The following is a 12,221-nucleotide window of genomic DNA, read 5'->3' as shown; positions in this document are numbered from 1 at the left end:
CCAGAACGCCGAGCAGTTCGCCCGCACGCGCCGGGTCGAACAGGTCCGGCTGGTAGGAGCCAAAAACCGGCGGCAGCAAGATTGAGCGCAGCAGTCGTTTTTTTTGGGCCGTTGGCGATTTCGAGGGCCTCCTTGAGAATTTCCCCTTCCATCGTCTTCTTGCCCAGCAGGCGCTGTAATTCCTTCACCTGAGCCTGAAGCGCCCGGTATTCCGAGGCAGGGACAACCTCCTCTTCGGCTGCGGTGGCAACCAAGGCACTCTGCGATGCAAGTTTGCGCCACGCGAACAGCTGGTTAGGCGCAATGCCATGACGACGGGCGACCAGACTGACCGTCGCGTCCACCTCGTAGGTTTCGTGGACAATCGCAAGCTTCTCCGCTGTACTCCAACGTCGACGCCGCTCAGGGCCGGAAAGAATTTCCATCTTAATGCTATTACCAGTCATAATGTGAACAGTAGTCCTATCACTTATTTAAGTGGCAGAAACTGTCCGGGCAATTAGGGGGCTATTCCACTGAACGAGCGAGCGAACAAACTGGCCGTAACCCGCAAGCGTGGCGTTTCCGTCGCCGGCGTCACCCTTCAGTGCCGTTGTCATGGCATCCAGGACCGACTGGAACATTGCCGGGTTCACAACGATCGGGCCGCCCGGGTTACGCAGGCCGGCCTTACCGCTCTTCTTCCGCCTCAGTGAAATTGGCGTAGCTGCTTCCAACTCGAGCGCCAGGCGCGCCCGCTCCTTCTCCAAATCGTCGAGCATCTGGTCAAATGCGGCAGTCATCTGCTCGGCGATCAGCTTCTGTTTGGACGAAATTGCATTCAGTTTGGCCTCGATCGCCTCTGAGGCCTTGGAACTCGCAGCCGCGGCCTTTTGGACCTGGCGATTGATCTCCTCCTGGAAGGAGGTCGTGCGCTCCGGCGTCAAAAGGTTGGTCGGAATGGCGTCCAGCACCCGCGCTTCCAGTTCCTGGCGGCTGATGGTCTTGGCATTGGTGCAGACGCCCCCCCAAGATCATCGATTGGCAGTTTCCTTTGCCGGTTCGTGCAGCCGTAGCGGTCCTTGGCCATGATGGCATAGGGACCGCAGCAATGGTCGCATTCGAGCAGGCCGCTCAGCAGGTATTGCGGCCGGTGCGCGCGGTTGAGCCGGTTGGTGGTCGTGTGGCCGAAGCTTGCCTCAACTGCAAGCTGGCGGTTCTTGACCTTCGCCCAAAGCTCGTCGGAAACGATCCTCAGGTCCGGCACCTCGCTGACCACCCATTCGCTCTTGTCATTCATCCGCGGTTCGCGGTTCACCGCGCACATCAAGCGCGCCGCCGACGACGTGAAACGAGCTCTGGAGAACGAACCACAGACAATGGCGGTCGTGGAGCAGGTCCGCATTGCGAATTTCGGCAATTTGTTTGACGAACTTGGAGATTCGGATGCCGAGTCTTTCCTCTACGCGCTGAGCACGGTTGAGGCATTTTCCGAAGTTTTTAACGTAACTTTTTACGCAATGGCGTGACCGATGTCCCAGTTCGCCCGTCATATCGGCATCGACTATTCCGGCGCAGAAACCCCGACGTCCAGCCTCAAAGGGCTGCGTGTCTACATTGCATCCGGTTCAGAGCCACCGGTTGAGGTGTTCCCGCGTCCTTCGAACAAGAAATACTGGACGAGACGCGGACTTGCCGAGTGGCTGGTTGCGACACTCTCGGAAGACATTCCCACCATCGTCGGGATCGATCACGCCTTCTCATTCCCGCTGTGCTACTTCGAAACGCATGGCCTTCTGCCGGATTGGCCGAGATTTATTGAGGACTTCCAGCGCCATTGGCCAACCTCGGCAAGGCCATCAGCAGAAACACATCCGAGTATGGTGACCATCTGTCGATCACCGTCGTCGGCACTCTTCAACCGCTTGCGGACTTTCTCCATCGCAGCGGGCAAAACCCATTCGCGGAACGGAGCGCCATTGCGCAAAGCACCCGATTTGCGCGTGAGGACAGGAACATAGTGCCAAGGATCATAGACGGTCTCGCCCCGGCCAAAGCAGCGCCGGTGTTCAGCGACCGTCACTCCATCCTGTTTGATGACGACCCGATCAGCATAGGCATGAACTTCGACGGGGCGGCCAACGGCAGTCGATAGGACCGAGTATTTGTTATTGTCGAAGCGGACAGTGCAGGTCTTCGACTGAAGCCGGGACACTGTGGAAACCGTCGAATGGTCCAACGTAATGCACGAGGCTGTCGCGTTCGGCTTCGAACATCTGCCAGATCGTCTGTTCAGGATGGTGATGCGCCTTGGCATAGGCAACGCATTTGTCGAGCAGCCAGACATTCAACTCTTCTAGGCTTTTTACCCGCAGGCGCGGCGTGAAGAAGCGCTCGCGCACGAGGCCAACCTGATTTTCGACCTGCCCCTTCTCCCAGCCGGATGCTGGCGTACAGGCTACGGGCTGGACAAGATAGTGGCTGCACATTTGCAAGAACCGCCGGTTATAAACACGCTCCTTGCCGACAAATACGGCCTCGACCGCCGTCTTCGTTCGACGGGCAATCGATTCACTGGATCGATTGCTCATCCGTCTCACTGTCGTAGATGCCGCGCGTGCAGGTGCCACGGAAGAATTCGAAGGCCTTGTCATGTGCATCGAAGACCATCTCTTGGCTCTCACGCATATAGGCTCGCGCGAACATCATCCGGCTGTGGCAGAGCCGGACATGGGCAACCTTCACCGTCGTCGTGACGCCCTGGATCAATACGATCTCGTGGCTCCAGTCGAACTGATAGGCCTCGCCAGGTGCATAATAGAGGGGCACGTAGGCTTCGGCTGTCACGGCCCCTCGAGCCTTCGACCATCCCTTTGAATAGCGCCGGATCGCATCGTAGCTGCCGTCATAACCTAACGTCCGAAGCTCTTCGTAAATCCGGATCAGCGTCAGCCGCTCACGAGAGGACTTGCCTTCATTTAAAGCCAAGAAGCGCTCGATCTCACCCTTCCAAGCTCCGGTCTTCGGCAGTGGTTGGCGTTCTCGTTCGTAGGAAAAATCCGTCTCATCGGATCGCAGTATCTTGCGGACCGTGTTGCGGGACACATGCAGCTCCCGGACGATCCTCTTCACCGACCAGTCCTGCACATGGAAGGCTCGACGAACACGCGCAATCGTATCCACTCGCTTCAACTCCCTCTCCATCCGTCACCAAAAGACGGATGGTCAGACGAAACTGCTCGGGGGTCAAAGTTGGACGCCGATTACCCCGGCAGAGGGGTCAATATTCCACGCCGAAACACAAAAGGAATTAATCCTGTGAATCAATTCCCCGACGAACAGGGCTAAGCCGGACAACAAAACCAAATCACACCAATAGCCCCGCAAAAACAATGCGGGGCTTTCCGCGTTCTAAGGGCGAGTGGAAAGGAAGGGGAGGGCAGATTGCGACCAGGGAAGCGCGTTCTAAAAGTCGTGCAGCCTAACAGATCGTCGATACCTCAGCCATCAGCCAGTCGCGGAAGAGCTGTAATGCATGGTTTGAGGCAATGGTCTCATGGCTACAAATGAACTTGTAAGATTCCTTGGGCTGGAAGTATTTCTCCGATACGACGCCGAGACTGCCGCGCTGCACGTCGCTTTCGAGAAGCGGTCGATGAGAAAAGCCAATGCCTTGTCCTGAGCGTGCTGCCGCTAGGAGTGTGTGCTGATCATCGAAAAACAGGTTTGAATTCGCGGCGATATCGCCGATGCCGTGGTGCGATATCCATCGCTTCCAATCGCTCATGTCGCGGTAGTGCAGGCGCGGAATGTCGGGGTTTGTGAGAAGGTCTTCCGGGTTTGCCACGCCTTCGAGAAGAGAAGGGCTACAGACGGGAACGAGCTTTTCGGTCAACAGGTCAATGCTGTAGGCTCCGGCAGGGGCGTTCAGACAATACTTGATCTGCGCGTCTTCTCTGTCATGCGCAATGGAATCGATATCGAGATTGTTCAGATGCAGCTGTATGCCCGGGTTCTGTTTGAGGAATCCCGCAATGCGGCTGGCAATGACTTCCATCGAAAAGAAAGGCCCGGCGCGGACGCGGAGAATTTGCGCCCTGTTGTCCTGACCGATAAGGGCTGTCACAGCACCGATTTCGTCAAGGGCACGCCCACAAACTTCGGCCAGCAATGCGCCCTCTGCGGTAACGGTCACGCCACGAGGCCCGCGAATAAGCAATTGGCAGCCCAAGGCCTGTTCGAGAAGCTTGATCTGATGGCTGACCGCGCCCTGGCTAACCGCAAGCTCTTCCGCCGCAGCGGTAAAGCTCTGGCAGTGCGCCACGGCTTCAAAAGCCCGCAACGCTTTCAAGCTTGGAAGTCTTCTTCGCCCGGTTCGTGAATTCATAGATCCATTAAATTTTCTAATAGCGATGAATAGTTCTTTTGCATTGATCGGCTGCGGGCACAAGCATAATCGTCAATCAATAAAAGCTGCCCAAGGGAGCATTCCCACCGGCTGATGATCTCAGGTGACGCTGATTTTCTGGGATCAGACATTGCCGGGCAAGGGCGAATAACAGGAGATCGGAACATGCATAAGCACGCCAAAATGGGAATTATTGCAGCGGTTGTCGCCGTGTTCGGTGCTTTCCCATCCTATGCCGAGGAAATCCGCATGGGAGCCGAGGGCGCTTATGCGCCGTTCAATTACCTCGATCCCAATGGGAAGCTGCAGGGCTTCGATATCGACGTCGGCGATGCGATCTGCGAGAAACTGAAAGCGGATTGCGTGTGGAGCGCCAATGAATGGAGCGGGATCATTCCTGCTCTTCAGGCGAAGAAATTTGATGTGATGGCGTCGTCGATGGCTATCACGGAATCGCGCATGCAGCAGGTCAATTTTTCCAATCCCTACTACTACAATACCATGCGGTTTGTTGCGTTGAAGGAACTTGGCCTGAAGGACGTGACGCCGGAAAGCGCCAAGGGGAAGGTCATAGGCACCCAGACCGGCTCTATCGCGGTCGATGTTTTGCAGCGCTTTTTCCCTGATAATGAGGTGAAGCTCTATCCGACGCTGGAAGAAGCTTTCCTCGACATTGAAAACGGTCGCGTGGACCTCGTGCTTGAATCCAAGTTCGCGCTCAGCAACTGGATTTCTAAGGGAGCGAGCTGCTGCGAGTTTGTCGGTAACGAGTTCCTGCTCGATGGCACATTGGGCGCTGGCATGGCCTTCCGCAAGGATGATGAGGAGCTGCGCGCGCGCGTCAACAAGGCGCTGGAGGAGATCATCCAGGACGGCACCTACGACAAGATCCGCGCCAAGTATTTCGACTTCGACATTCGGGAAAAGCCGAAATTCGCCAGCGAAATCTTCGCAAAATAGTTCGTTCCGAAAGGGCCCTGATCTGAAGCACCACATCAGATCGGGTGCCCGCCTTGTGCCATGCGCAAGGTTGCCGCGGTTGGATCGCGCATCAGCCGTTACATTCTCGACCAATCCAGACTGGTCTTCGCCGACATAGAGCATTTCCAGCAAAAGTGCGTAGCGGTTTTGCGTAGGATAATGCGTAAAAACAAATAGATAGAGCGGTTCCACGATTCCGTTTTCACCGGAACCGCTCTAAGAAAGGTCGATCCCGTGTCCTATCGCGTTGCGATCATCGAACTCATCAATGAAAGTAATACCTTCACGAAAAATCGCACGAGTATTGGCGATTTCCGTGCGTCCCACTATTTCAAGGGTGATGAGATTCCGGCCAATTTCCGCGGCACCGGCTCGGAGGTCGGCGGCGCGATAAAGGTCGCGGATGAAAAGGGATGGACACCTGTTTATATTACTGCCGCCCATGCGGAGCCGAATGGCGCGGTGCTGGAAAGCGCACGTCTGGAAATCACAGGCGAATGCCTGCGGCGGTTGAAGGAATGCGGACCGTTCAACGGTATCTTCGTCGCTCTGCATGGTGCCATGGTGACGGAAACGGATCAGGATGGCGACAGCCAGTTCCTGCGCGAAATCCGCTCGGTGGTTGGGTATGATGTACCGATTGCCATCACGCTCGATCTTCATGCGAATATTTTCGACGAACTGGCCGATCTGGCGCAGATCGCGGTTTCATTCCGAACCTATCCGCATGTCGATATGAATGAGGTTGGGGTTGAGGCTTGTTCGCTGCTGGATCGGGCGATGAAGGGCGAGATCGAACCTGCTCTCGCCATCGCCCGCCCGCCAATGCTGCTCGGTTGCGATGACGGTCGCACGACGGATAATGGCCCGATGTGCCGTCTGCTCGAAAGCGCGGACCGCGAAATGCAGCAACCGGGCATCCTCAATGTAGCGATCAATGCCGGTTTCACCGATGCCGATGTTTGGGCGGCGGGACCAAGTGTTATTGTCACCTTCGATGCGAAAAGTGTTGAACGGCAGGCCGCTTTCGATGTTGCAGGCAAGATGTGTGATGAAATCTGGTCCTATAAGGATCAGTGGACGCAGCCGATGCCTCTTGATGCGTGCATCGCGCGATTGAAAGAGGCGCGCGGCGCCAAGGGCACGATTGTTGTTGCGGACTTCTCGGATAATCCCGGCTCGGGCGCTTATAGTGATTGCACCGCGCTGATTGCGGCGATGCTGGACGCCGGTGTGACCGATGCCGCCGCTGGCGCGCTGCTGGACCCCGAAGCGGTGGCCGAGATTGCAGCCAAGGCAGTGGGCGAGACCCTCACGGTGACGATTGGCGGCAAGTCTGATCCAACGGTCGGCGGTGGCCCGCTGACGGTGACGGGCCGTGTCATGGCGATCAGCGATGGCAGCTTCGTTTTCGAAGGGCCGATGTTTACGGGTCTGCCCGGAACGACCGGAAAATCCGTGTGCCTGCGCGTGGAGGGGATCGACATCATGATCGTTTCCGAACGGATGCAGATGCTCGATCAGAACATCTTCCGGGTTGTCGGTATCGAGCCGAAGGAAAAGGCAATTGTTGCGGTCAAGTCGATGCAGCATTTCAAGGGGGCTTTCGGCCCGATTGCGGCGCAGATCATCGTGACCGATGCTGGTGGGTTGAGTTCGCCGGATCTTTCGAGACGCACTTATTCGCGCCTGCGGCGTCCGGTTTTCCCACTGGATACACTCTCCTGAGTACATCAGTGAAAGTCCCAACTGAATCTGTTGGACTTTTGCCAGCGAACAGGGAATTTAGAGCATGTCCAGCAAAAGTGCGTAGCGCCTACGCTGGGAAATCAGTCCACTGGACTGATTTCTAATCCCGCTTCGATGCGTAGGATAATGCGTAAAACAAATAGATAGAGCGGATCCACGATTCCGTTTTAATCGGAACCGCTCTAGAACCGTTTCGATCTGACGTAATCAATCATATCCACGGATGGAGTATCCGATGCAGACAGCGCCAATTTTCGCCGGATTAAAAATCGAGGCGGCTGAAATACGGGTTATCCGGTTGCCGCTGCTCGTGCCTTTCGTGATCTCCACCGGCACGATGACTGAAAAGGTGATACCGATCCTCACCCTGAAGGCGGAAGGTCTTGAAGGCTATGCCGAAGGCGTGATGGACCCCTTGCCGGATTATCTCGAAGAAACCATCTCCGGCTCGCTCTCATTCCTGCGCGATGTGCTGCTGCCGCAGATTGTTGGAAAGCGTTTCAACGGTCCGGCTGATCTTGCCGCCATTCTCGATCCGTGGCGCGGGCACAGGATGAGCAAGGCCATGGTCGAAATGGCCGTGTGGGACTTGTGGGCGAAAGCGCTGAACCTGCCATTGAGCGTTGCGCTTGGTGGCGTTCGCGATGCCATCGATGTTGGTGTCAGCCTTGGCATCGCCGATATTCCAACGACGATTGACCGCGTCGCGGCTTCGCTCGACGCCGGTTACAAGCGCGTGAAGCTCAAGATCAAGCGCGGCCATGATCTGGCGATGCTGCAAGCCGTGCGCGACCGCTTCCCGGACGCCAAGCTGACCGTTGACGCCAATACGGATTATCGCCTGTCGGACCTGCCGCTTTTGAAAGCCATGGACGCATTCGCGCTCGATTACATCGAGCAGCCGCTGGCGTTTGACGACATTACCGACCATGTGCATGTGCAGGAAAAACTGCTGACGGCCATTTGTCTCGATGAAAGCATTCGCTCTTCGGTCGATGCGCGCAAGGCGCTCGTCGCCCGTGCCTGCCGCGTCATCAATATCAAGGTCGGGCGCGTCGGTGGCCACAGCGCATCGCGGGCCATTCATGATGTCTGCGCGGCTTTCGATGTGCCTGTATGGTGCGGCGGCATGCTGGAGGCAGGCATTGGACGTGCGCACAATATCCATCTTTCGACGCTGGCGAATTTCACCAAGCCGGGGGATACCTCGTCCGCCAGTCGCTATTTCCCGCGCGACATTGTCAATGAGCCGCTGGAAGCCGAAAACGGCCGCATGGCTGTGCCGAAAAACGGCCCGGGTATTGGTGTGACGCTCGACCGCGCCTTCCTCGATACGGTGACGAACCATCGCGAGGAATTCGCAGCATGAGCGAAATCGTCATCCGCGAACTCGCATCGCTGGCCGAGATGAAGGATTCGGAAACTGTGCAGCGGCTTGTCTGGGGCGACGACGATCCTGTCGATGCCTCCGATCTGTTGCTTGCTATCCAGCATGAAGGGGGGCTTGTCGCCGGTGCCTTCGATGGTGAGAAGATGCTGGGTTTCATCTTTGGTTTCCCGACTGCGACACCGGGCATCCAGCATTCGCATCGTCTGGCGGTTTTGCCGGAAGCGCGGGGCCTGAAGCTTGGTGCGCGCATGAAGTGGTTCCAGCGTGACTGGTGCCTTGCGCGCGGCGTGACCCATGTGCGCTGGACCTATGATCCCATCCGCGCGGTCAATGCCGGGTTGAATATTGCAAGCCTTGGCGCCACGTCCTCCACCTATCATATCGACTATTATGGTCCCATGGTCGGCATCAATGCGGGCCTTCCGTCGGATCGCATCGTAGCCGACTGGCACTTGGACGATCCGCGTGTCGAAGCACGCTCCAAAGGGCAGGCACCTGAATTTCCGGCCGATATTCGTCGCGTCGAATTTCCCGGCGATATCGACCAGCTGCTTGCGACAGATCCAGCGGCGGCCATGCAGGCGCGCCTGTCGCTTCGCGAGACGCTGCGCGCAGCCTTTGCCGAAGGGCAGCGCATTGTCGGCTTCGATCCCAAAATACCTGCCTATCTGCTGCGCTGAAGCCAACCCGCGCGCCCTTTTAAAAGCCCGCATCCGAGCATCGGTTGCGGGCTGACTTTTTTCCGCGCGGCGCTACTTATTACATGGAGCGGACATACCCCACGCTTGCAACGGTTTTTGAAAGGCAGAGCAAGCGCTCGCGTGTATGGTGAGTCCTCGACAGGATGCAGGCGGCGAAAGGAAAAGCGAATTGGCTCAGCATCGCGTAGTGATTGTCGGCGGCGGTTTTGCGGGTTTGCAGCTGGCGAAAGATCTGCAAAGTCCGGATACATCGATCACGATCATCGATCGCAGAAACCATCATCTTTTCCAGCCCTTGCTCTATCAGGTCGCGACGACTGTTCTTGCAACATCGGAAATCGCCTGGCCGATCCGCTCCGTCTTTCGCAATCGCGAAGAGGTTTCCACCCTGCTGGCTGAAGTGACGGGCGTGGACACGCAGGCGCGCAAGGTGCATCTCCGCGATGGGCACGCCGTCGATTATGACACGCTTGTGCTTGCGACCGGTGCGCGGCACGCTTATTTCGGACGCGACGAATGGGAGCCTTATGCACCGGGCCTGAAGGCGCTGGAAGATGCGACGACCATTCGCCGCCGTCTCCTGCTGGCTTTCGAACAGGCCGAGCTGGAGGCCGATCCCGAAGTTCGCAAAGCGCTGTTGACATTCAGCATCATCGGCGCGGGGCCGACCGGCGTGGAACTTGCGGGGATCATTGCGGAACTGGCCCACCGCACCTTGGTCAAGGAATTCCGCAATATCGATACATCCACAGCCCGCATCATACTCATTGAAGCCGGGCCGCGCATTCTGCCGGTTTTCCCGCCGTCGCTTTCGGAATATGCGGAGAAGTCGCTGACGAAAATGGGCGTGGAGGTCAGAACCGGAACGCCCGTCACCGCCTGCGATGCCAGGGGCATTTCCATCGGTGACGAACAGGTCGCGAGCCGCACCGTCATCTGGGCGGCGGGCGTGCAGGCTTCGAAAGCGGCTGAATGGGTGGGCGCCGAACAGGATCGCGCCGGGCGCGCCGTGGTCGAGCCGGACCTGACAGTGAAGGGCCATCCCGAAATTTTCATCGTCGGGGATACGGCTCTGGTCAAAACCGCTGATGGAAAGCCAGTGCCGGGCATTGCGCCGGCCGCCAAGCAGCAGGGCAAATATGTGGCGAAGGTGATCAAGGCGCGGTTTGCCAATCATGCCGCGCCCGGTCCCTTCCGTTACAAGCATCTTGGCAACCTTGCCACCATCGGTCCAAGTGCAGCCGTCATCGATTTCGGGTCGCTGCGGCTCAAAGGCTGGATTGCATGGTGGATATGGGGCCTCGCACATATCTATTTTCTCATTGGCACGCGCAGCCGTCTGGCGGTGGCGCTCAGCTGGCTTTGGGTGTTCATTTCCGGGCAGCATTCGGCGCGTCTGATTACGCAGAAAGAAACGCTGAAAAATGAAGTGTAGGCGTGTCGCCCACGGCTTGTTTACGCCAACGCGATAGTGAATTTCGTTTCGCTGGACACATGGTAGTGTGCGCCATTCTTAGAGCGCGGTTCGATCTGATTGAATCAGATCGAACCGCGCTCTAATTTTTCTGTTATAACGCGCATCTTCTCCGAAAACCGTTTCACACTTTTCGGGATGCGCTCTTAACGAGGAGATATGAGAATGCGCTTGATGATGGGAATGCTGCTGGCGGGTGTCAGTATTTTGGGTGGGGCGAACCTGGCGCAAGCCGAGGAAAGCGTGGAAGTTCTCCATTACTGGACCTCGGGCGGTGAGGCGGCAGCGCTTAATCTCTTGAAGGAAAATCTTCAGAAACAGGGTATCGGCTGGGTCGATATGCCGGTCGCCGGCGGTGCGGGCGAGGCTGCCATGACGACCTTGCGCGCCCGTGTGACGGCGGGCAATGCGCCTGCCGCCGTGCAGATGCAGGGTTTCGACATTCTGGATTGGGCGGAGCAGGGCGTGCTCGGCAATCTGGATGAAGTCGCCGACAAGGAAGGCTGGGACAAGGTCATCCCGCCTGCAATCCAGCGCTTCTCGAAATATGACGGCCACTGGATCGCCGCGCCGGTCAATGTGCATTCCACCAACTGGGCGTGGTACAACAAGGCCGCGCTCGACAAGGCAGGCGGAAAAGTGCCGCAGAACTGGGACGAGCTTGTCGCGCTGCTCGACAAGTTCAAGGAGCAGGGGATCACGCCGATTGCCCATGGCGGCCAGCCCTGGCAGGAAGCGCTCATTTTTACGAGCGTCGTGATGTCGTTCGGGCCGGATTTCTACAAGAAGGCGCTGATCGATCTCGATCCGGAAGCGCTGAAGAGCGATACCATGAAGCAGGTCTTCGAGCGGATGTCGAAGCTGCGCACCTATGTGGACGACAACTTCTCCGGACGTGACTGGAATCTTGCCTCATCAATGGTCATCGACGACAAGGCGGGCGTGCAGTTCATGGGCGACTGGGCCAAGGGCGAGTTCACCAAGGCCGGAAAAAAGCCGGGCGCGGATTTCGTTTGCGGTCGTTTTCCGGGAACGGAAGGTTCCGTGGCTTTCAATGCCGATCAGTTCGCTGTCTTCGAAGTGGGTGAGGACAAGCGCAAGGCGCAACTTGCACTCGCAGCCGCTGTGGAAGACGTCAATTTCCAGTCGGCCTTCAATGTGGTGAAGGGCTCGGCACCGGCGCGCACGGATGTGCCGACCACGGCATTTGACGAATGCGGACAAAAGGCGATCAAGGATCTGGCCGCCGCCGACAAGAGCGGATCGCTGCTTGGTTCCTTCTCGCAGTCGCACGCACAGCCAACCGCGATCAAGAATGCGATGTTCGATGTCATCACCCGCCAGTTCAATGGCCAGCTGACGGCTGATCAGGCGGTTGAAGAGCTCAGCTCCGCCATCGACATGGCGAAATAAATAAAAAAGCCTCCCCCGAAACCTTCGGGGGAGGCTTTTTCGTTAGAGCGGTTCCAGTTAAATTGGAATCGCTGGAGCCGCTCTATCCATTTGTTTTCACGCATTGTCCTACGCAAAACCGCTTCG

At 57.4% G+C, this 12,221-nt stretch carries 11 protein-coding genes and 1 pseudogene; 6 read left to right on the top strand and 6 right to left on the bottom strand.

Translation table 11 applies throughout. From position 1 onward, the window contains the following. From FIC94_RS04045 to FIC94_RS04015, 6 genes and pseudogenes are all read right to left on the bottom strand, one after another. Nucleotides 1–446, bottom strand: a 446-nt coding sequence (locus tag FIC94_RS04045) for a transposase (RefSeq protein ID WP_235891944.1), incomplete at its 3' end; no start/stop codon positions are given. A gap of 27 nt (nucleotides 447–473) precedes the next feature. After that, nucleotides 474–953, bottom strand: a complete 480-nt coding sequence (locus tag FIC94_RS04040; protein WP_140023994.1) for a hypothetical protein — start codon at nucleotides 951–953, stop codon at nucleotides 474–476. Continuing rightward, nucleotides 923–1,279: a hypothetical protein gene (locus tag FIC94_RS04035; RefSeq protein ID WP_140023993.1), complete on the bottom strand. Its 357-nt coding sequence runs from the start codon at nucleotides 1,277–1,279 to the stop codon at nucleotides 923–925. Before FIC94_RS04035 ends, FIC94_RS04040 begins: the two co-directional genes overlap by 31 nt. Further along, entirely contained in the window at nucleotides 1,272–1,532 is a 261-nt protein-coding gene (locus FIC94_RS22550; RefSeq protein WP_210237282.1) for a hypothetical protein, read from the bottom strand. The genes FIC94_RS04035 and FIC94_RS22550 overlap by 8 nt, the downstream gene beginning before the upstream one ends. A gap of 290 nt (nucleotides 1,533–1,822) precedes the next feature. Continuing rightward, nucleotides 1,823–3,171, bottom strand: a pseudogene (gene istA, locus FIC94_RS04020) (IS21 family transposase); the annotation flags it as partial. A 289-nt stretch (nucleotides 3,172–3,460) separates the two neighbouring features. After that, the gene (locus tag FIC94_RS04015) at nucleotides 3,461–4,429 is read right to left on the bottom strand and encodes a LysR family transcriptional regulator (RefSeq protein ID WP_235891943.1); all 969 of its coding nucleotides are present in this window, start codon (nucleotides 4,427–4,429) and stop codon (nucleotides 3,461–3,463) included. A gap of 123 nt (nucleotides 4,430–4,552) precedes the next feature. Between FIC94_RS04015 and FIC94_RS04010 the strand changes: the two genes are divergently transcribed. From FIC94_RS04010 to FIC94_RS03985, 6 genes are all read left to right on the top strand, one after another. Further along, nucleotides 4,553–5,347, top strand: coding sequence for an ABC transporter substrate-binding protein (locus FIC94_RS04010; protein WP_235859018.1), 795 nt, complete (start codon nucleotides 4,553–4,555; stop codon nucleotides 5,345–5,347). A gap of 255 nt (nucleotides 5,348–5,602) precedes the next feature. Next, nucleotides 5,603–7,096 (top strand): M81 family metallopeptidase, encoded by a 1,494-nt coding sequence (locus FIC94_RS04005; protein ID WP_140023991.1) that lies wholly within the window; start codon nucleotides 5,603–5,605, stop codon nucleotides 7,094–7,096. 256 nt (nucleotides 7,097–7,352) lie between these two features. Continuing rightward, complete coding sequence (gene menC / locus FIC94_RS04000) at nucleotides 7,353–8,486, top strand: o-succinylbenzoate synthase (protein WP_140023990.1); 1,134 nt, start codon at nucleotides 7,353–7,355, stop codon at nucleotides 8,484–8,486. Continuing rightward, nucleotides 8,483–9,187: a GNAT family N-acetyltransferase gene (locus FIC94_RS03995; protein ID WP_109366995.1), complete on the top strand. Its 705-nt coding sequence runs from the start codon at nucleotides 8,483–8,485 to the stop codon at nucleotides 9,185–9,187. Before menC ends, FIC94_RS03995 begins: the two co-directional genes overlap by 4 nt. 190 nt (nucleotides 9,188–9,377) lie before the next feature. Next, nucleotides 9,378–10,643, top strand: a complete 1,266-nt coding sequence (locus FIC94_RS03990; RefSeq protein WP_180917892.1) for an NAD(P)/FAD-dependent oxidoreductase — start codon at nucleotides 9,378–9,380, stop codon at nucleotides 10,641–10,643. Between the two features lie 204 nt (nucleotides 10,644–10,847). After that, nucleotides 10,848–12,095 carry an ABC transporter substrate-binding protein gene (locus FIC94_RS03985; protein WP_140023988.1) on the top strand — a complete coding sequence of 416 codons (1,248 nt, stop codon included), beginning with the start codon at nucleotides 10,848–10,850 and terminating at the stop codon, nucleotides 12,093–12,095. Nucleotides 12,096–12,221 lie beyond the last annotated feature (126 nt).

Origin of the sequence: Ochrobactrum teleogrylli, assembly GCF_006376685.1 — a bacterium.
Lineage (GTDB): Bacteria > Pseudomonadota > Alphaproteobacteria > Rhizobiales > Rhizobiaceae > Brucella > Brucella teleogrylli.
This window is presented reverse-complemented; position numbering and strand designations above follow the sequence as displayed.